Below are 20,633 nucleotides of genomic sequence, written 5' to 3' on the forward strand. Positions count from 1 at the left end.
GAAATCTCTGTCAATACGCCAGCACAGCATAGAGCAGCGTGTATGCGCTGTGCAGTCACATGCCGTGAATCACCGGCTAGGCGAGAATCACACCGCGTCGCGCGGCAGCAGCAGGCCCAACGGCAGACAGATGCGTGCCTCCAGCCCACCACCGGAACGGTTGCGCAACTCGACACTGCCACCGTGCAGAGCGGCGATGCGTTTGACGATAGCCAGCCCCAAACCGGCGCCCTGCCCGCCCCGGGCACGGTCGCCGCGAATGAACGGGTTGACGATATTGCCGAGTTCGCTCGGGTCGATGCCGGTGCCCCGATCCAGCACGCTCAGCACCACATAAGGCGCGCTGCTGTCATCGGCGACGGAGAGGACAATCTCCACAGCACTGCCGCCATAGCGCAAGGCATTCTCGAGCAGATTGACGATCAGCCGCTTGATCGACACGCGACGTAGCGGAAACGCAGGCACGGCTTCGAGGCACAGGCGTACCTGCTCCTGCTTCTGGTTGTAGGGCGCGACCACCTCGCGGATCAGCCCAGGCAGGCTTACTTCTTCAACCGGCTCGTCACGCCCATCGCGGATAAAGGCCAGGAACTGGTCGAGGATGGCGTCCATGTCCTCGATGTCGCGCACCATGTCGTCGGTCAGCTCGGAGTCGTTATCGAGAAACTCCAGGGACAGGCGCAGCCTTGTCAGCGGCGTGCGCAGGTCATGGGAAACCCCGGCGAGCATCAACTCACGTTCGCGGGCCGCCTGCTCGACATCCTCGGCCATCTGGTTGAAGGCCCGGTATACCTCGGTCATCTCGCTTGGAGTGTCGCTGACCGGCAAGCGCACGCTGCGTCCCTGGCCCAACTGCCGGGCTGCGACTACCAGACGCTTGAGCGGCGCACTGAGCTGTCGAACGAAAATCCATGCGGCTGCCGTCGACAGCAAACCGATGCCGAGGAACCAGCCGAGTACGCTCCAGATGCGCTGGCCTCGTAACGGATGGGGATAGAGCGGCACACGAATCCAGTCTTCGCCGAGCGTTGGGGCATGCACCCACAAGGCTGGCGGGCTCTTCGCGCGCACCCGCGTCTCGGTAAGCGGGCCGAGCTCGGACTGCATCTGACGCTGGAAAATCTCGCTGTAGGGCCAGTGTTCCTCACTGGCCGGCACCTCGGTACGCGGCACTCGCTTGAGCCCCGCAGCGTCGGCGATGGTGGTTCGCACCTCAGGATCAGCCGCCCAGTAGGCGCGCAGCGTCAGGGCCGCGCCGTGACTGTACTGCCGGTCAACGAGCACATCCTCGTTCATCAGCAGATAGACCAGGGTGAGCGCCTTGGAGAACAGCACGACGATCAGCACCAACCAGAGGGTGCGCGAGAAGAAGCTTTGTGGGAACCACAGCGGGGCTTTCATAGAGTAACGGCGCAATCCATCGACGGGTCGGGCGGGGCGGTGCCAAGCCTGACAGAACGCAGGCTGGGTGGATGCTGGACGGCAAGCACGCCGCCCAACCTACAGGAAGAAAACTACTTGTTGCCGTCCGGCACGAATACGTAGCCCACGCCCCAGACCGTCTGGATATAGCGAGGTTTGGAAGGGTCCGGCTCGATCAGTCGACGCAGACGGGAAATCTGCACGTCGATGGAGCGCTCCAGGGCGTCCCACTCACGGCCGCGGGCCAGGTTCATCAGCTTGTCGCGGGTCAGTGGTTCACGGGCATGCTGCACCAGCGCCTTGAGGACGGCGAACTCACCCGTGGTGAGCATGTGTACTTCCTCGCCCTTCTTCAGTTCGCGGGTAGCCAGCGACAATTCGTAATCACCAAAGGTGACACTCTCGTCTTCGCTGCCCGGCGCGCCTGGCACGACCGGCGCTTGGCGCCGCAGCACGGCCTTGATCCGCGCCAGCAGCTCACGGGGATTGAACGGCTTGGCCAGGTAATCGTCGGCGCCCAGCTCCAGGCCCTGAATACGGCTGCCCTCGTCGCCCTTGGCGGTGAGCATGATGATCGGCACCTGGTTGTTGGATGCGCGCAGGCGGCGGCAGGCACTCATGCCGTCCTCGCCGGGTAGCATCAGATCGAGCACCACCAGGTTGAACAGTTCGCGCGACAGCAGACGATCCATCTGTTCGACGTTCTCCACCGCACGCACGCGGTAGCCTTGCTCGTCGAAGAAACGCTCGAGCAGACGCCGCAGACGGGCATCGTCGTCGACAATCAGGATCTTCTCACCTTCGACCGGTTGTGCTGCTGTGCTGCTCATAGGGGCTCCTTGACCGAGAATCCGCGACGCGGCGCGTCCGATTCCAACGGCGGCATTATGGCTCAGAGGCCGTATAGACCACGTATTGTCCATTGTTAGCAGATTTTTCGCTGCCCTTGGCGCACTTCAACCCGTTTCGGGGTCTGACAGCAGCGCGCGGCGGGTGGCATGCGCGCCTTCAGGCGTGGCTATAATGCGCCGCTTTATCGTCCGGCCATCATGAGCGAGGCCGGTTCTTGTTCGTTTCAGGGTAGGTTTATTCTTTCTATGCTCAGCATCAACAACCGTATCGCCGAAGAACTGGGCGTGCGCCCGCAACAGGTCGCTGCCGCCGTCGCACTGCTCGACGAAGGCTCCACCGTGCCGTTCATTGCGCGCTACCGCAAGGAAGTCACCGGCAGCCTCGACGATACCCAGCTGCGTAATCTGGAAGAGCGCCTGCGCTACCTGCGCGAACTCGATGATCGCCGCGCCAGCATCCTTGCCAGCATCGAGGAACAGGGCAAACTGACCCCTGAGCTGACCCGCGAAATCAACCTCGCCGACACCAAGACGCGTCTCGAAGACCTCTACCTGCCGTACAAACAGAAGCGCCGCACCAAAGGCCAGATCGCTCTGGAGGCCGGTCTTGGCGAGCTGGCCGACGCACTCTTCAACGACCCGAACCTGGCCCCGGAAACCGAGGCGGCACGTTTCGTTGATGCAGAGAAAGGCTTCGCCGACACCAAGGCCGTGCTGGAAGGCGCCAAGTACATCCTCATGGAGCGCTTCGCCGAGGACGCCAGCCTGCTCAGCAACCTGCGCGGCTACCTGAAGGACAACGCCACGCTCAGCGCGCGGGTTGTCGCCGGCAAAGAAACCGAAGGCGCCAAGTTCCGCGACTACTTCGAGCACGACGAAAAGCTCAAAAGTGCTCCGTCGCACCGTGCTCTGGCGATATTCCGCGGTCGTAACGAAGGCATCCTCAGCGCCAGCTTGAAAGTCGGCGACGAGCTCCCTGGTACCCTGCATCCGTGCGAGGGCATGATTGCCGAGCGTTTCGGCATCTCCAACCAGGGCCGTGCCGCGGACAAGTGGCTGGGCGAAGTGGTGCGCTGGACCTGGAAGGTCAAGCTCTATACCCACCTGGAAACCGACCTGCTGGGTGAGCTGCGCGAAGGCGCCGAGAACGAAGCCATCAGCGTCTTCGCCCGCAACCTCCACGACTTGCTGCTGGCCGCCCCGGCTGGCCCACGCGCGACCCTGGGCCTTGACCCCGGCCTGCGCACCGGCTGCAAGGTCGCCGTGGTCGATGCCACCGGCAAGGTGCTCGATACCGCTACCGTTTACCCGCACGCGCCGCGTAACGACTGGGACGGCACCCTCAACGTGCTGGCCAAACTGTGCGCCAAGCATGGCGTTGATCTGATCGCCATCGGCAACGGCACCGCCAGCCGCGAGACCGACAAGCTGGCCATCGAGCTGATCAAGAAGTACCCCGGCCTGAAGATGACCAAGATCATGGTCAGCGAAGCCGGCGCCTCGGTGTACTCGGCCTCGGAGCTGGCGGCCAAGGAATTCCCTGATCTCGACGTGTCCCTGCGTGGCGCCGTGAGCATCGCCCGTCGCCTGCAGGACCCGCTGGCCGAGCTGGTGAAGATCGACCCGAAATCGATTGGTGTCGGCCAGTACCAGCATGACGTGTCCCAGCTCAAGCTGGCGCGCAGCCTCGACGCCGTGGTGGAAGACTGCGTGAACGCCGTGGGCGTGGACGTCAACACCGCATCCAGCGCCCTGCTGGCACGTATTTCCGGCCTCAACACCACCCTGGCGCAAAACATCGTCGCGCACCGTGATGCCCACGGTGCGTTCAAAACCCGTGACGCGCTGAAGAAAGTCCCGCGTCTGGGCGACAAGACCTTCGAACAGGCGGCCGGCTTCCTGCGCGTGATGAACGGCGACAACCCGCTGGACGCCTCGGCCGTGCACCCGGAAACCTATCCGCTGGTGCAGCGCATCGCGGTCGATACCGGCCGCGATATTCGCTCGCTGATTGGTGATGCAGGCTTCCTCAAGCGTCTCGATCCGAAAAAATTCACCGACGAGACCTTCGGCCTGGTGACGGTCGGCGACATCCTCAGCGAACTGGAAAAGCCCGGCCGCGACCCGCGCCCCGAGTTCAAGACCGCCGAATTCCAGGAAGGCGTGGAAACCCTCAAGGACCTCGAACTGGGAATGATCCTCGAAGGCGTGGTAACCAACGTCACCAACTTCGGTGCTTTCGTTGATATCGGCGTTCACCAGGACGGCCTGGTGCACATCTCGGCGCTGTCCGAGAAGTTCATCAAGGACCCACACGAAGCGGTCAAGGCCGGTGACGTGGTCAAGGTCAAGGTCATGGAAGTGGACATCCCCCGCAACCGCATCGCCCTGTCGATGCGCATGGGCGACACGCCCGGCGAGAAAGTCGAAGGGCCACGTGGTGGCGCTCGACAGGGCGGCGGCAAAGGCGCTCAGGCGCCGCGCAGCGAGCGACACTCCGGCCAGGAAAAACCGGCGCCGGCCAATGCGGCAATGGCATCGCTGTTCGCCAACGCCAAGCAACTGAGGAAGTAGACGGTGAGCGAGCCCCTGGAACAAATCGGCAAGAGCAGCGCCTTCGGGCGCCTGCTGGGCCTGCAGATCGTCAAGGCCGAAGGCGGCGAGGCGATCATCGCGCTGAGCATGCACGACGGTCTGCGCAACCTGCACGGCAAGCTGCACGGCGGCGCGCTGTTCTCGCTGATCGACACCGCCATGGGCCAGGCCAGCCATAGCCTCAGCGATGGCGAGCCGACCAGCGTTACCCTGGAGTGCAAGGTCAACTACATCCGTGGCGTCACCGACGGTGATCTCAGCTGCCGCGCCTGGGTGGTCCACGCCGGGCGCCGCACCCAGGTGATCGAAGCCGAAGTGCACCAGCACGACAAGCTGGTGGCCAAGGCCCAGGCGACCTTCGCCTGCCTCTAAGTACCTGTTCATGATCTTTCAGTAGCGATTCGTCGATTTTGGCAGCTCGTAGGGTGGACGACGCTCCATCCGTCCACCGCCCCGTGATCGCAACGGTGGATGAAAAGAGCGTCATCCACCCTACGTCCGCTTCTGCCTTGTAGCTGCCGCGTCATGCTCATAAAGATCATGAACAGACTCCGAGGCCCCATGTCCACGGGCAGCGGCGGCGTGAAAGCCGTCTGCGCGTGTCGCTAAAACGTACATGCCTTTCGCCAGACGACCAACGTCAGCCATTCGCCCCTTGTAGAGTCCAGCGTCCACCCCCATATTGGGGCGACCGCTGCGTGAAGGAATGCAATCTTGAGCGACCTGTTCTCCCGCCGTCTGGCCCTGCTCAACGAGCACGCCAACCTTTCCCTGCTGTCCCAGTGCCTGCATGGCATCGAGCGCGAATGCCTGCGTGTCGATGACACAGGCGAACTGGCGCTGAGTGGGCATCCGGTCGCCCTGGGCTCTGCCCTGACCAACGGGCAGATCACCACGGATTACTCCGAGTCGTTGCTCGAGTTCATCACCTCGACCGCGGTCGACCCGAGTGTCACGCTGGCCGAGCTGGATCGCATCCACCGTTTCGTCTACAGCAAGCTCGACGGTGAATACCTGTGGAGCCCGTCGATGCCCGGCCCGTTGCCGGACGAAGAGACGATTCCGATCGCGCGCTACGGCCACTCGCATATCGGCCAGCTCAAGTACGTGTACCGCAAGGGCCTGGCCCTGCGTTACGGCAAGACCATGCAGTGCATTGCCGGCATCCACTACAACTTCTCTCTGCCGGAGCAGCTGTGGGCCGTGCTGCAACAGGCCGAAGGTGACACGCGTAGTGCCCGCGACTATCAGTCGTCGCGCTATATCGCATTGATCCGCAACTTCCGCCGTTACAGCTGGCTGCTGATGTACCTGTTCGGCGCCTCGCCGGCGCTGGACAAGAATTTCATGCGCGGCCGTGCACACCAGTTGCAAGAGCTCGATGCCGAAACGCTCTACCTGCCCTACGCCACCAGCCTGCGCATGAGCGACCTGGGCTACCAGAGCGAGGCCCAGGCCGGGCTGACGCCCTGCTACAACGACCTGGCCAGCTATACCGACAGCCTGCGCCAGGCGGTTGGCACGCCCTACCCGCCTTATGTCGACATCGGCACCAAGAAGGATGGCGAATGGCTGCAGCTCAACACCAACGTCCTGCAGATCGAAAACGAGTACTACTCGAACATTCGTCCTAAACGCGTCACTTACAGCGGCGAGCGCCCCATCCAGGCGCTGATGGCGCGTGGCGTGCAGTACGTGGAAGCCCGCTGCCTGGACATCAACCCGTTCCTGCCGCTGGGCATCGACCTTACCGAATCACGCTTTCTCGACGCCTTCCTGTTGTTCTGCGCCTTGCAGGACAGCCCGGCGCTGAGCAACGGCGAGTGCGGCAACTGTTCCGACAACTTCCTCAAGGTGGTCAAGGAAGGCCGTCGCCCCGGCTTGCACCTGCAGCGTCAGGGCGGCCCGGTGGTGCTGCAGAGCTGGGCTCATGAGCTGCTCGACGGCATCGAGGCCATCACCCTCCTGCTCGACAGTAGCCAGGGCGGTAATGCCTATGCGGAGGCCCTACAGGCGCAGCGCGCGAAGATCGATGACGCCAGCCTGACGCCATCGGCCCAGGTGCTGGCAGAGCTGCAGAAAGGTGAAAGCTTCTCGGCATTCTCCCTGCGTCAGAGCAAACGTCACGCCGAACACTTCCGTGCGCAGCCACTGAGCGCTGAGCAGCAAGCTGAATTCGAACTGGCAGCGCAGCGCTCGCTAGACGAGCAGGCAGAGCTGGAAGCACATGAAGACGGCGACTTCGACAGCTTCGCCGCAGCCTATCAAGCGAGCATCCTGGCGCTCGCGGTCTGAGCGGATACACCGAAAACGGCCGGAATAGACCGGCCGACGCGTCAACTGCGTCACAAAAAAAACCAGCGGTCATAAATCCGAGACCGGTGGCCCGGTTCTTGGCGCTGGATTTGGCTAGCATTGTCGTCAGGCACTCATTGCGAACCCATCTCATGCCCCACCGCGAACAAAACCAGCACTGGAGCCTGGAAAGTCTTACCAAGGCTTACCAGCAGGGCTACATGGCAGGTCTGGCTGGCCATGCTTCACACACCCAGCCGTTCAGTGCGAGTGTACCCGCTGCGGCCTGGGAAGCCGGCTGGACCGACGGCGAAGGCCAACGACGGCTCAGCGAAGAAAAACTCAATCGCCCAGACGCCGACGGCAGCCCCTCAGACGCGAAAAAAAGCGCCTGACCCGAAGGTACGAGGCCGCAGCCGCCACCCCGTAGCGGCTACTCGGCTGTCGCCTAGATAGTCTTTTCGAAAATCTTCGAATTACGCTGAAAGTTGTAAAGCGACGCCCGCGCTGTCGGCATGCGGTCGACGCTGCTCGGCTCGAAACCGCGCTCACGAAACCAGTGCGCCGTGCGCGTGGTAAGCACGAACAGGGTGTTGATGCCCATTGCCCTGGCGCGCCCTTCGATGCGTTCGAGCAATTCGTCACCACGACCGCCGTGTCGGTATTCCGGATTGACCGCCAGGCAGGCCAGCTCGCCGCAGTTGGAGTCGGCGATCGGATACAGCGCCGCGCAGGCGATGATCATGCCGTCACGCTCGACGATGCTGAATTGACCGATCTCGCGCTCCAGCACTTCCCGGGAGCGGCGCACCAGAATGCCCTGTTCTTCCAGCGGGCTGATCAGCTCGATCAAGCCACCGACGTCTTCAATATTCGCCTCGCGCAGCGATTCAAACTGCTCGGGGTCGACCATGGTGCCGCCACCGTCGCGGGTGAACAGTTCGGTGAGCAGCGAGCCGTCCCCCGCGTAGCTGACGATATGGCTACGCTTGACCCCGCCGCGGCACGCCTGAGCCGCGGCATCCAGCAGCTCGCCCTGATAATCGCTGCCCAGACGCGACACATGCGCCGGGACCTGCTGCGGGCGCAATTCGCGGATCAGCTTGCCGTCGTCGTCGAGCAGCCCCTGCTGGCTGCTGAACAGGATCAGCTTGTCAGCGGCCAGGTCGATGGCGGCGCGCATGGCGACATCTTCGCAGGCCAGGTTGAATATCTCGCCAGTTGGCGAATAGCCCAGCGGCGACAGCAGCACGATATTGCGCTCGTCGAGTTGGCGATTGATGCCCTTACGGTCGATACGCCGCACCTCGCCGGTGTGGTGGTAATCGACACCATCCAGCACGCCGATCGGCCGCGCGGTGACGTAGTTACCGCTGCTTACCCGCAGGCGTGAGCCCTGCATCGGCGAGGCGGCGATGTCCATGGACAGCCGCGCTTCGATGGCGATGCGCAGCTGACCCACTGCATCGATCACACATTCCAGCGTCGGGCTGTCGGTAATGCGCAGGTCGCGATGGTAATGCGGCGTCAGCCCGCGACCGAGCAGGCGCGCCTCGATCTGCGGGCGCGAACCGTGCACCAGCACCAGGCGCACGCCGAGGCTGTGCAGCAGCACCAGATCGTGAACGATATTGCCGAAGTTGGCATGAGCAACCCCTTCGCCCGGCAGCATGACCACAAAGGTGCAGTCACGGTGAGCATTGATATAGGGCGAAGCGTGGCGAAGCCAGTTGACGTAGTCGTGCATGTGCAGCGGAACCCTTGTGAAAACGAAAGAAGCATCAATGGGCGCGAAGCACGGCGCTTCGCAGGCGGACTCGGTGCGTTATCGTCGTCGCAACGGCATCAGGGACCTGCTCCTCATATCAAGCTGGGGTCAGGCAGTAATGCTGGATCAACTGGCGCAGCAGGTGCACCGTTGGCAGCAGCCGGTCGGTGTCCAGATACTCACCTGGCTGGTGGGCGCAATCGATATCGCCTGGGCCGAGCACCAGGGTCTCACAGCCCAGTTGCTGAAAATACGGCGCTTCGGTGCCAAAGGCCACTGCCGCAGCAGTATGCCCGGTCAGGCGTTCGGCAAGGCGAACCAGTTCGGCATCGGCAGCTTGCTCGAAAGGCGGCACCGCAGGAAATAACGGTGCGAAGTCGATGCTCACCTGATGCTGCTCGGCCAGCGGTTGCAGCTTTTGCAGGATTGCCGCGCGCAGAGCTTCCGGTTGCATGCCCGGCAGTGGGCGCAGGTCGAACTCCAGTGAGCATTGCCCGCAGATGCGATTGGGGTTATCACCGCCATGGATGCAGCCGAAATTGAGCGTCGGTTGCGGCACGCTGAATTGCGGATTGCGATAGTCCTGCTGCCACTGCCGGCGCAGTTGCATCAGCTCGCCCATGACGCCGTGCATGGCGTCCAGGGCGCTGTGGCCGAGCGATGGGTCGGAGGAATGACCGCTCTGCCCGAGGATATCGATGCGTTCCATCATCACCCCCTTGTGCAGGCGGATCGGCTTGAGCCCGGTCGGCTCACCGATCACCGCGGCGCGGCCGAGCGGCCGTCCGGCTTCGGCTTCGGCCAGGGCGCGGGCACCGGACATTGAGCTTTCTTCGTCGCAGGTGGCAAGAATGATCAGCGGTTGCTTGAACGGTTGGTCCAGCAGACCCTGCAGCGCCTCGATGATCAGCGCGAAGAAGCCCTTCATGTCGCACACACCCAAGCCGACCCAGCGATCACCGGTATCGGTCAGTGTGAGCGGGTCGCTCTGCCACAGGGCTTCGTCAAAGGGAACCGTATCGCTGTGCCCAGCCAGCACCAGGCCGCCGGGGCCGCTGCCGTAGGTGGCGATCAGGTTGAATTTGCCCGGTTCGACCTGCTGTTTCTCGCAGGCAAAACCCAGCTCGCTCAGCCAGTTGGCCAACAGGTCGATAACCAGCAGATTGGATTGATCCAGCGCAGGCTGCGTGCAGCTGACCGATGGCGCGGCTATCAACGCCGCGAAGCGATCCTTGAGGGGGAGAAATGACATGGCGGCTCTCTCGGGTCGGTCGCTTCATCATAGAGTGAAGCAACGCCCGGGAGAACCGCCAATAGAGAATCGCCGCGTGCTTACAGGAAAATCAGCATGAATACTTCGAAGTAGATGATCGCCAGCACCGCACCGACCGGCAGGGTAATCACCCACGAGGTAAAGATGCGCCCGACCACGGCCAGGTTCAGCGCGCCGATACCACGAGCCAGGCCAATGCCCAACACAGCGCCGACCAGCGTATGGGTTGTGGAGACCGGCAAGCCGATGCCCGAGGCGGCAACCACGGTAGCCGCCGTCGCCAGCTCGGCCGCGAAGCCTCGGCTTGGGGTCAGCTCGGTGATGCCCTTGCCGATGGTGGCGATCACTTTCCAGCCGTAGGTCGCCAGGCCGATGACGATACCCACCGCGCCCATCAGCAACACCCAGCCCGGAACGGCTGATTTGCCACCGATGACCATGTCGCCACCGGCTTCGATCACACCCACGACGGCCGCCAGCGGGCCGACGGCATTGGATACGTCGCTGGCACCGTGAGCGAATGCCATGGAACACGCGGTGAAGATCATCAGCACGGCGAAGACCCGCTCCACGCTGGCGAAATGGAAGTCCTTGTCGGCCTCCGGATCGAGCTTGATGCGCCGCAGCAGCAGAATCCCCAGGATCGCCACCAACAGGCCAACACCGGCTGCCAGCACCACGCTCTGGCTGGTAGTGAAGTCCAGGCCGACGTGCTTGAGGCCTTTGGTGAAGGTCATCAGGGCCAGCATGAAGCCGGTCAGGAACATGTACACCGGCACCCAGCGCTTGGCATTTCGGAAGGGGTCTTCGGTGTCAATGATCAGCCACTGCACACTCATGAACAGGCCAAAGGCAAGCAGGCCGGAGATAAACGGCGTGACCACCCAGCTCGACACGATGGGAATCAGCCCGGACCAGTTCACCGCATCGACCGACACACCGACCGACGCGAAACCAATGATGGCGCCGACAATCGAGTGGGTGGTCGAGACCGGCCAGCCCCGCGTGGAGGCGACCATCAGCCAGGTACCGGCAGAGAGCAGTGAAGCCATCATGCCCAGCACGAACATGTCGGCAGGAATCACCGACGCGTCGACGATGCCGTTCTTGATGGTTTCGGTGACCTGGCCACCGGCCAGATAAGCACCGCAAAACTCGAAAACCATGGCGACGAGAATCGCCTGCTTGATAGTCAGCGCTTTGGCGCCCACCGAGGTGCCCATGGCATTGGACACATCATTGGCACCAACGCCCCACGCCATGAACAAACCAAAGCAGCAGGCCATCACGAGGAGTACGAAACCGTAGTCCGCGACAAGAGACATAGAGATTTACCTGTAGACCCAGAAAAGGATGCTGGCGGCTTAGCGCGCCAGCAGTTGTTCCAGCCGGTTGCCAACGCGCTCTGCGCGATCGGCAATGTCACCGACCCAATCGATGATCCGATAGAGGAACATCACATCGACTGCGGGAAGATCCTTTTCCAGTTTGAACAAGGCGCGGCGCACCCCGATCTGCTGGCGATCGGTTTCGCGCTCGATTTCTTCGAGCTCCTCGACCATGCGCTCGACCAGGGTGGCCTCACGGCCGGCGAAACCGGCCTCGAGCAGCGAATCCAGCTCCTTCATCGCTTTCAGCGCCTGCGCACTGGCATCCACACAACGCTGCACGTACGCCAGCATCAGCGGTTGCAGGTCGACGGGGATGGTCATGCAGCGGCCCAGCATCAACCCGGCAATATCCTTGGCGCGGTTGGCGACCTTGTCCTGCGTGCTGAGCAACTCCAGCAGATCGGAACGCGGCACGGGCAGAAACAGGCTCTTGGGCAGGTGCATGCGCACATTCTTCTTGAGTTTGTCCGCTTCGTTCTCGAGGCGAACCATCTCTTGCTGCACCTGCTCGACGCGGTCCCAATCCTGGGCCATCACCGCCTCGAAGAAAGGCACCAGGTTGGCGGCGCATTCATGAGCCTTGGCGATATGCTGCTGCATCGGCCCGATCGGCGAGCGGCCAAACAGGCTGCTGATGAACGGATTGCTTGGCATGGGGGTGAGCCCTGTCTGTCAAAGAGGCGGCAAGTATACGGATGACATTGGAGGCAAGCCAGCACGTGTCATCGTTCGGTCACAATGTTGCATTTAAGACGGTTTTCTCAGTGATCGCCGGGGAAATCACCACGAAACTCGTCAACACATCCAGTCTATATCCTCTCCCGCCGACAGCCAGTGCCGTTCGCCGACCTGCATCCGACGCGCTTTTCCACTACCCTGTACGGCCAAAGGTGCCGGGCAGCGTCCCGCACCGTGCATTTCCCGCCGCAGTCGCCGCTTCACCGAGCCCTCGCTATGAATAAAGAAACCGAAATCAAACTGCGCGCCAGTCGCGAAACCCTGGCCGCCCTGCAAACCCATCCCCTGCTGAAGAAACGCAGCAAGGCCGGCTGGGAGACAAGCGAGCTGTTCAACCAGTATTTCGATACCGAAGCGCGCGACCTCGCCGGTGCCAAAGTCGCTCTACGCCTGCGCAAAGACGGCGATCAGATCATCCAGACCCTGAAAAGCCGCGGTCAGAGCGTAGCCGGTCTGTCCGAGCGTAACGAGTGGGATTGGCACCTGGCCAAGGCCAAGCTGGACCTCAAGAAACTCGACGACAGTTGCTGGCCCGCCAGCCTTGCCGAGATGGACAAGAAACAGCTGAAGCCGATCTTCACCACCGACTTCGTTCGTCAGCGCGCCGAGATCGCCTGGGGCCGTGGCAAGGCCCGCGTAATCATCGAGGCGGCCCTGGACCTGGGCAAGGTCGTAGCTGGCAAGCAGCAGGAAGAAATCTGCGAGCTGGAGCTGGAGCTGCGCCAGGGTGAACCTGAAGCGCTGCTCGAACTGGCCGCCGAATTGGCTGCAGACCTGGCCTTGATGCCTTGCGACATCAGCAAGGCCGAACGCGGCTACCGCCTGTTCGACGAAGGCAGCTACAGCCTGCAGCTGCCAACCCCGGAGTTGCAGCCCGAGCAGAGCCTGGACGATGCAGTTGCCGCCATCGGTTGGTACCTGCTGGGCAGCAGCCAGCGCCTCGCCGAGCAGTACCGTCATAACGGTCACTGGCGTCTGCTGGTCGACTGGCAGAATTGCTTGGTGAACCTGCGCGCGCTGCTGGGCAGCCTCGGCCAGGCAGCTCCGCGTGCCAGCAGCAGCGAGCTGCGTAAAATCCTCGACGCGCTGCTCGACGACTGGCGCCCGCGCGTACTCGCCGGGCAGGACGAAGACGCCGCGCGCCAGGATGCGCCTGCGCAGTTCGCCGCTGAATTGATGGACACCCGCTGGGGCCTGTTCTCGCTGAATGCCTCGCGCTGGCTGCTGGCTCGCACCTGGACCGCCTCGCGCAACAAGCGTGGCGATCGTCAGGGTGCTGCTGCCCTGCAAAGCTGGCTACCGACCTTCATTGCCGAGGAAGGCCGCGATCTGCAACTCAAGCGCTACCAGCAGCAACCTGAAGACCTCGCAGAGCAACTGCCGCGTATCGAACGCCTGCTGCTGTGGCTGCACTTGGCGCGCAACGTTCTTGAAGTCGCCGAAACCGACCGTCTGTTCGGCGAGCTGAACAAACTGGCTGAACTGGCCAAGCGCCCGCTGAGTCCAGAAGAGCTGGAGCCACGCATGACCCAGGCGCAGATCCTGATGAGTTTGAAACCCTGGAAGACCCTGCTGAAAAACGGCTGATGGAAGTGGGTAGATGGCGATTGCCATCTACCCACCTTGAGATAGGACGACCACCGATGTTCAAACACAGCCTGAAATCCATCATTGCGACCTGGCTGACCGGCCTGTTGGCGTTGTTGCCCCTGGCTTTAACCATGGTGTTGCTGACCTGGATCGTCAGCCTGCTGAACAACCTGATCGGCCCCTCGACTGCCATTGGTCGCCTGTTCGCGGCACTCGGCACGCCGTTCGCCAGTAATCCGTTCCTGGCCTATGTACTCGGCACTCTGGTGTTGCTGATCAGCCTTTACCCCCTTGGCCTGGCCGTGAAGCTGGGGCTGCGCCGGCCGCTCGGCTGGCTTATCGACGTGACGTTGCGGCGTACGCCGCTGATCGGCAACTTCTACAACCTGGCCGACCGTTTCGTGGGCCTGCTCGACAAGAAAAACACCGATATCACCAGCATGCGCCCGGTATGGTGTTTCTTCGGCGGTGATGGCGTTGCCGTTCTGGCCCTGCAGCCCAGCTCGCAGCCGGTTATTCTGGAAGGCCGCCCGCACTACGCGATTCTTGTGCCGACCGCGCCGATTCCGATCGGTGGCGGCCTGCTCTATGTGCCAGCCGAATGGGTCAAACCCGCCAATATGGGCGTGGATGCGCTGACCAGCATCTACGTGTCCATGGGTTTGACGCCACCCCCCGCGCTGCCTGCGCAGAGCCTCGAAGATGGCAGCAACGACGAAGACCAACTGCAGCCGCCCCGGCAAGGAAATCTGCCACTGAGCGGCGGACCGTCCGTCTCGGGTTCCTGACGGGCACGTCAGCCCTGCCCGGCCGATTCTCGTTGGGCTTTGCCGGGCGAGCTCGGCAAAGCTTGAACAGGCGCTTAGTCAGCCTCAGCGTAATCAGGCATGCTGAACGCCGCACTGAGCATGTCTTTACCGCCGACCAGGAGCCTGCATGGCCAGCCTTACGCCTTCCGCACCCGACCGTTTGCTGGACCTCAACGAGCTGTTGCGTGAGCTGGTTGCCCAGGGGCGAATCGCTCAGGAAAGTGCCGAGCAATGCCTGGCCATCCGCCGCAGTGGCGCCAGCAATGATCTTCACCCGCTGGAGTTTCTGGCCGCCCAGCAACTCGCCGACCTGTCGCGACCGGGCCGCACGCTCGACCTGGAAAGCCTCACTCAGTGGTTGGCGCAACAGGCGGGCCAGCCCTACCTGCGCATCGACCCGCTGAAGATCGACGCCGCGGCTGTCACCCCATTGATGTCCTACGCCTTCGCCCAGCGCCACAAGATTCTGGCCGTGGCGGTCAACGCCGAGTCGGTGACCATCGCCAGCGCCCAGCCGTACATGCACGGCTGGGAAGCCAACCTTACTCATGTGCTGAAGCGCTCGATCAAGCGCGTGGTCGCCAACCCGGCGGACATCCAGCGCTTCACCGTCGAGTTCTATCGCCTCGCCCGCTCGGTCAGCGGCGCTACCAACAGCGACGCGAAAATCAGCAATGTCGGCAACTTCGAGCAATTGCTCAACCTCGGCGCTCAGGACCAGGAACCGGACGCCAACGACGCCCACGTGGTGAACATCGTCGACTGGTTGTTCCAGTACGCCTTCCAGCAGCGCGCTAGTGACATTCATATCGAGCCACGGCGCGAACAAGGCAGCGTGCGTTTTCGCATCGACGGTGTGCTGCACACCGTCTACCAGTTTCCCGCCCAGGTCACCATGGCCATCGTCAGCCGCCTGAAAACCTTGGGCCGCATGAACGTGGCCGAGAAGCGCAAGCCCCAGGATGGTCGGGTGAAAACCAAGACGCCGGCCGGCAACGAAGTGGAATTGCGCCTCTCGACCCTGCCCACCGCGTTCGGCGAAAAGATGGTAATGCGCATCTTCGACCCCGACGTACTGCTGCGCGGTTTCGATCAGTTGGGCTTCAGCCCGGACGACCTCAAGCGCTGGGAGAGCATGACCCGCCAGCCCAATGGCATCATTCTGGTCACCGGCCCCACCGGTTCGGGCAAGACCACCACGCTGTACACCACACTCAAGCAACTGGCGACGGACGAGGTGAACGTCTGCACGATAGAAGACCCCATCGAGATGATCGAGGGCGCCTTCAACCAGATGCAGGTGCAGCACAACATCGACCTGACCTTCGCCAGCGGCGTGCGCGCCCTGATGCGGCAGGACCCGGACATCATCATGGTCGGCGAGATCCGCGACCTGGAAACCGCCGAGATGGCCATCCAGGCGGCGCTGACCGGCCACTTGGTGCTGTCCACTCTGCACACCAACGACGCGCCCAGCGCCATCACCCGCCTGCTCGAACTGGGCGTGCCGCATTACCTGCTCAAGGCCACCCTGCTCGGTGTCATGGCGCAGCGCCTGGTCCGCACGTTGTGCCCACATTGCAAGGCGCCGTTCGACCTCGACGAGGCGGATTGGCAGGAGCTGACCAAGCCCTGGAACGCACCGCTGCCAACCGGAGCGCACCGCGCGGTGGGCTGCGTCGAGTGTCGGGAAACCGGTTACCGTGGCCGTGCCGGGGTATACGAAATCATGGTGCTTAACGACGGCCTCAAGCCGCTGATCAGCGCCGACACCGACCTCTCGCCGCTGCGCCGTCAGGCCTTCAAGGACGGCATGCGTAGCCTTCGCCTGTCCGGCGCCCAGAAGGTCGCGGCAGGTCAAACCACCATCGAGGAAGTGCTGCGCGTGACGCCGCAGAGCGAACAGCGCTAATCTGCAGGAAGCGAGGCTTGCCCGAGCTCGATATTCCTGCCAGGAGCGGCGCCATGAATATCCGCCAGAAGATGATTGCCTGTGGGGCCGTCAGCATCATCGTCACGCTTCTGGTCGGGGGCATCGGCCTCTGGAGCCAGGCGCTGCTGGGCAATGCGCTGATTGCCACTGAAGTGAATGCCAACGCACTGCGCCATCATATGGATGGCGACATGATGCACGACGCCCTGCGCGCCGATGTGCTCGCCGCCTTCCTCACCCCGCCCGGAGACAAGGCCGCCGCGGCGCAGGTACGCGAAGACCTGCACGAACACAGCGAGCGCTTCCGCCAAGCCATGGCGGAAAACAGCCAGCTACCGCTGGCGGCTGACATTCGCCAGGCCATCGACCAACTAGGCCCGGTTCTGGAGGCCTACATTCAGTCCGCTGAACGCATCATCGATCAAGCGTTGGTCGATCCTGCAGCGGCGCGCGCCTCGATGGCAGAATTTTCGCGCAGTTTCGCCGAACTCGAAACGCGCAACGAAGCGATCAGCGCGCAGATCGAAGCCAGCGTGGCGCAGACCCGAACGGACAGCCAAACCATGGTGCGCCAGGCTGCCTGGTGGCAATGGGGCAGCCTCGGCCTAGGCTGCCTGCTGATTCTGTGGATCACCCGGCGCCTGCTGCAAACGGTGCTGCAGCCGCTGGCGAAAATCATCCACGCTGCAAAGGCCATGGCCAAGGGCAACCTGCGCACCACCATCAGCGTCGACAGCAACGACGAGGCTGGCCAGCTGCAACAAGCGCTGGCGGACATGCAGGCAGGTTTGCGCCGCATGATCGAGACCATTCGCAGCGAGAGTGAAGAGCTGCGCAAGGCCTCGCACAGCCTCAGCGAGACCTCCAGCGAGGTCGCCCGTGGCGCCAGCGAGCAGGCCGATGGCGCCACCAGCATGGCCGCTGCCATGGAGCAGATGATTGGCAACATCGCGCAGATCGCCGAGCACACGCGCAGCGCCCGCGATATTTCCGAACAGTCGGAGCAGCTCACCACCAGCGGCGGGCAGGTGATTCTCGGCGTGGTCGACGGCATGAACGGTATCGCCGATGCGGTCAATCAGTCCTCGCAGACGATAACCGCACTCGGCCAGTCCTCCGAGCAGATCAACTCGATCATCCTGGTGATCAGGAGCATCGCCGAGCAGACCAACCTGCTTGCCCTCAACGCCGCCATCGAAGCCGCGCGTGCCGGCGAGGCAGGTCGCGGGTTCGCCGTAGTGGCCGACGAAGTGCGCAGCCTGGCGGCGCGCACCGCGCAATCGACCCAGGAAATCACTGTAATGATCCAGCGCATCAGCGAATCCACGATCGTTGCGGTGAAGAGCATGGACGCCGGCGTCAGCCGCGTGAGCGACGGCGTAACCATGGCTCAGCAAGCCAGTGCATCGATCAGTGAAATCCGTCGTGGCGTGCAGCGCTCCGCGCAAATGGTCGACGAGATTGCCCACACCATTACCGAGCAGTCCAAAGCCAGTAACGAAGTCGCCGAACGGGTGGAGATGATCAGTGAGGTAGCCCAGCGTAATAATCTGGCCATGCAGGACCTCGCCAGCATGCTCGCGCAGATGGACAACTCGGCACAGGCCATGGAGGCCTCAGTGCGACGATTCGAGCTTTGAGACAACAGTCAAACAGACGAGACACAGGACAGGTATCATCCGTTTTCGATAGTCACTCACAGGGATCTTCTTGCACATGGAAATCGGTACAGCAGTAGTTTTTCTATTCGTCGGCCTGGCCTTTGCCGTGCTGTTCATGGGCTTCAAGGTGGTGCCGCAAGGCTCGCAGTGGACGGTCGAACGCTTCGGGCGCTACACCACTACCCTGCGCCCAGGTCTCAACATCATCGTGCCGGTGATGGACCGTATCGGTCGCAAGCTCAATGTCATGGAAAGCGTACTGGATATTCCGCCTCAGGAAGTCATCACCGCCGACAACGCCACCGTGCAGATCGATGCGGTGTGCTTCTTCCAGGTGATCAATTCAGCCCAGGCCGCCTACGAGGTGAACAACCTCGAACACGCCATCCGTAACCTGCTGCAGACCAATATCCGTACCGTGCTCGGTTCCATGGAGCTGGACGCCATGCTCAGCCAGCGTGACGGCATCAACGAGAAGTTGCTGAGAACCGTTGACGAGGCTACCGCGCCCTGGGGCATCAAGATCACCCGGATCGAGATCAAGGACATCAGCCCGCCTGCGGACCTGATGGCGGCAATGTCGGGGCAGATGAAGGCCGAACGTATCAAGCGTGCGCAGATTCTCGAAGCGGAAGGCCTGCGTGCCGCCGCCATTCTCACGGCGGAAGGCAAGAAGCAGGCACAGATTCTCGAGGCGGAAGGTGAGCGTCAGGCCGCCTTTCTTGAGGCTGAAGCCCGCGAACGAGCTGCCGCTGCTGAAGCTGAAGCGACGCGCGTGGTGTCCGTGGCGATTGCCGAAGGTAACGTCCAGGCGGTCAATTACTTCGTGGCGCAAAAATACATCGATGCTCTCGGCCGACTGGCCAGTGCCAACAACAGCAAGGTCATTCTGATGCCGCTGGAAGCCAGCCAGATGATCGGCGCAGTTGGCGGCATTGGCGAGATCGTCAAAGCCACGTTCACCGACAAGAAGGCCTGAGTCATGCTGGCTTATCTGCAGACCCTGACATTCTGGGACTGGCTGGCGCTCGGTACTGTGCTGCTGATTCTTGAAGTGTTCGGTACCGGCGGCTATCTGCTGTGGATTGGCCTGGCAGCAGCCGCCGTCGGCGTGTTGGTCTACCTGATCCCCGATACGCCGTGGGCGCTGCAGTTCATCCTGTTTGGCAGCCTGTCGCTACTGACCGCGGTGCTGTGGTGGCGTCGCCAACGCAGCAGTGATGAGCGGTCCGAACAACCGGGCCTCAATAGCCGCGGGCATGAGCTACAGGGGCGCCAGTTCGTGCTGCACGATGCCATTGTCGACGGGCGCGGCAAGATCAAGGCCGGGGATTCACTGTGGCTGGTGGCGGGCCCGGATCTACCGGTCGGCACACACGTCGAAGTCATCGGCCAGGAGGGCGTAGTGCTCAAAGTGCGCCGGGTAATCGCATAGCGTGGCACGGCTCGATCCGCATGATCGACCTGCGATGGTCGATCAGTGGAACCAGTAACAAGGTGGTGCACTCCTAAGCAATAGGAAAATCAACAGGAGTTACCGCTATGCGCCGCTTGAGTCCGCTGTTGTTTGCCGGCCTGTTTCTGGCCATTTCATCTCAGACCTACGCTGCCGGTCTGCGCGATATTCTGTCCTCGGGTGCGACCACCGCGTCGACTTACCTGACGTTCAAGGACAACAAGATGATTATCCCTGCGCAGGATGACGCCAGCAGCTACGTGGCCAGCAACGGCGAAATCCGTGGCCCGTACCTGGAAGCTGCACTGCAGAAGATCCGCGCGGATCATCCGGATCTGCAAGCCAGCGATCTGGAACTGGCAACCGCCATTCTTACCGCAGAACAGTGATGAAAAAGCCGGCCTAAAGGCCGGCTTTTTCTATGCATCGAGGGCAGCTCAGCCGTCGATGCTGGCGCCGTAAGCAGCGCTGTCGAGCAGCTTCTCCAACTCCGCGGCATCACTGGGCTGCAGCTTGAAGAACCAGCTGCCGTAGGGGTCGTTGTTGACGCTTTCCGGGCTGTCAGCCAGCGCTTCGTTGATCGCGATGACTTCACCACCAACCGGTGCGTAGATGTCGGACGCAGCCTTCACCGACTCAACCACTCCGGCTTCCTGACAAGCATTCAGTGCCTTGCCGACTTCCGGCAACTCGATGAACACCACATCGCCCAACGCTTCCTGAGCATGGTCGGAAATGCCCACGGTTACGCTGCCGTCGGCCTCCAGGCGCGCCCATTCGTGGCTGGTGGCATAACGCAGATCGGCGGGGATAGAACTCATGTTGTCGTTCCTCATCAGACAGGACGGCGA

At 62.5% G+C, this 20,633-nt stretch carries 18 protein-coding genes; 11 read left to right on the forward strand and 7 right to left on the reverse strand.

From position 1 onward, the window contains the following. Nucleotides 1-87 precede the first annotated feature (87 nt). Nucleotides 88-1,401: an ATP-binding protein gene (locus tag BLS60_RS08440; protein ID WP_070880156.1), complete on the reverse strand. Its 1,314-nt coding sequence runs from the start codon at nucleotides 1,399-1,401 to the stop codon at nucleotides 88-90. Between the two features lie 113 nt (nucleotides 1,402-1,514). Further along, entirely contained in the window at nucleotides 1,515-2,252 is a 738-nt protein-coding gene (gene ompR, locus BLS60_RS08445; RefSeq protein WP_070880157.1) for an osmolarity response regulator transcription factor OmpR, read from the reverse strand. 267 nt (nucleotides 2,253-2,519) lie between these two features. Between ompR and BLS60_RS08450 the strand changes: the two genes are divergently transcribed. The 4 genes from BLS60_RS08450 (at nucleotide 2,520) to rmf (ending at nucleotide 7,558) form a co-directional block, all read left to right on the forward strand. After that, complete coding sequence (locus BLS60_RS08450) at nucleotides 2,520-4,847, forward strand: Tex family protein (protein WP_092366896.1); 2,328 nt, start codon at nucleotides 2,520-2,522, stop codon at nucleotides 4,845-4,847. A 3-nt stretch (nucleotides 4,848-4,850) separates the two neighbouring features. Next, nucleotides 4,851-5,240, forward strand: coding sequence for a PaaI family thioesterase (locus BLS60_RS08455; protein WP_070880159.1), 390 nt, complete (start codon nucleotides 4,851-4,853; stop codon nucleotides 5,238-5,240). A 342-nt stretch (nucleotides 5,241-5,582) separates the two neighbouring features. Then, on the forward strand, nucleotides 5,583-7,163 hold the full coding sequence (gene gshA / locus BLS60_RS08460; protein WP_092366898.1) for a glutamate--cysteine ligase: 1,581 nt from the start codon (nucleotides 5,583-5,585) through the stop codon (nucleotides 7,161-7,163). Between the two features lie 152 nt (nucleotides 7,164-7,315). Then, nucleotides 7,316-7,558, forward strand: a complete 243-nt coding sequence (rmf, locus tag BLS60_RS08465; RefSeq protein WP_070880162.1) for a ribosome modulation factor — start codon at nucleotides 7,316-7,318, stop codon at nucleotides 7,556-7,558. Between the two features lie 53 nt (nucleotides 7,559-7,611). Here rmf and argA read toward each other — a convergent pair whose 3' ends face one another. From argA to BLS60_RS08485, 4 genes are all read right to left on the reverse strand, one after another. Beyond that, nucleotides 7,612-8,910, reverse strand: a complete 1,299-nt coding sequence (gene argA / locus BLS60_RS08470) for an amino-acid N-acetyltransferase (RefSeq protein ID WP_070880163.1) — start codon at nucleotides 8,908-8,910, stop codon at nucleotides 7,612-7,614. 118 nt (nucleotides 8,911-9,028) lie between these two features. Further along, entirely contained in the window at nucleotides 9,029-10,183 is a 1,155-nt protein-coding gene (gene argE / locus BLS60_RS08475) for an acetylornithine deacetylase (protein WP_092366901.1), read from the reverse strand. A gap of 80 nt (nucleotides 10,184-10,263) precedes the next feature. After that, nucleotides 10,264-11,529, reverse strand: coding sequence for an inorganic phosphate transporter (locus BLS60_RS08480; protein ID WP_070880165.1), 1,266 nt, complete (start codon nucleotides 11,527-11,529; stop codon nucleotides 10,264-10,266). 39 nt (nucleotides 11,530-11,568) lie between these two features. Beyond that, nucleotides 11,569-12,249 carry a TIGR00153 family protein gene (locus BLS60_RS08485; RefSeq protein WP_070880166.1) on the reverse strand — a complete coding sequence of 227 codons (681 nt, stop codon included), beginning with the start codon at nucleotides 12,247-12,249 and terminating at the stop codon, nucleotides 11,569-11,571. A 300-nt stretch (nucleotides 12,250-12,549) separates the two neighbouring features. Between BLS60_RS08485 and BLS60_RS08490 the strand changes: the two genes are divergently transcribed. The 7 genes from BLS60_RS08490 to BLS60_RS08520 all read left to right on the forward strand — a co-directional run bounded on the left by BLS60_RS08490 (nucleotide 12,550) and on the right by BLS60_RS08520 (nucleotide 20,171). Further along, the gene (locus BLS60_RS08490; protein ID WP_092366903.1) at nucleotides 12,550-13,920 is read left to right on the forward strand and encodes a CYTH domain-containing protein; all 1,371 of its coding nucleotides are present in this window, start codon (nucleotides 12,550-12,552) and stop codon (nucleotides 13,918-13,920) included. Between the two features lie 56 nt (nucleotides 13,921-13,976). Then, nucleotides 13,977-14,711 (forward strand): DUF502 domain-containing protein, encoded by a 735-nt coding sequence (locus BLS60_RS08495; protein WP_092366905.1) that lies wholly within the window; start codon nucleotides 13,977-13,979, stop codon nucleotides 14,709-14,711. A gap of 148 nt (nucleotides 14,712-14,859) precedes the next feature. Next, a complete protein-coding gene (gene tfpB / locus BLS60_RS08500; protein WP_092366907.1) occupies nucleotides 14,860-16,644 on the forward strand; it encodes a type IV pilus assembly ATPase TfpB in 1,785 nt (594 codons plus the stop codon). Between the two features lie 53 nt (nucleotides 16,645-16,697). Continuing rightward, nucleotides 16,698-18,305: a methyl-accepting chemotaxis protein gene (locus tag BLS60_RS08505; protein ID WP_092366911.1), complete on the forward strand. Its 1,608-nt coding sequence runs from the start codon at nucleotides 16,698-16,700 to the stop codon at nucleotides 18,303-18,305. 76 nt (nucleotides 18,306-18,381) lie between these two features. Next, nucleotides 18,382-19,305 carry an SPFH domain-containing protein gene (locus BLS60_RS08510; protein ID WP_070880171.1) on the forward strand — a complete coding sequence of 308 codons (924 nt, stop codon included), beginning with the start codon at nucleotides 18,382-18,384 and terminating at the stop codon, nucleotides 19,303-19,305. A gap of 3 nt (nucleotides 19,306-19,308) precedes the next feature. Continuing rightward, nucleotides 19,309-19,761, forward strand: a complete 453-nt coding sequence (locus BLS60_RS08515) for an NfeD family protein (protein WP_070880172.1) — start codon at nucleotides 19,309-19,311, stop codon at nucleotides 19,759-19,761. 116 nt (nucleotides 19,762-19,877) lie between these two features. Further along, entirely contained in the window at nucleotides 19,878-20,171 is a 294-nt protein-coding gene (locus BLS60_RS08520; RefSeq protein WP_420831613.1) for a DUF2388 domain-containing protein, read from the forward strand. A 48-nt stretch (nucleotides 20,172-20,219) separates the two neighbouring features. On the opposite strand, the gene gcvH is transcribed toward BLS60_RS08520, so the two are convergent. Beyond that, complete coding sequence (gene gcvH / locus BLS60_RS08525) at nucleotides 20,220-20,603, reverse strand: glycine cleavage system protein GcvH (RefSeq protein ID WP_092366913.1); 384 nt, start codon at nucleotides 20,601-20,603, stop codon at nucleotides 20,220-20,222. Between the last annotated feature and the right edge of the window lie 30 nt (nucleotides 20,604-20,633).

Source organism: Phytopseudomonas seleniipraecipitans (assembly GCF_900102335.1).
Taxonomy (GTDB): Bacteria; Pseudomonadota; Gammaproteobacteria; order Pseudomonadales; family Pseudomonadaceae; genus Aquipseudomonas; species Aquipseudomonas seleniipraecipitans.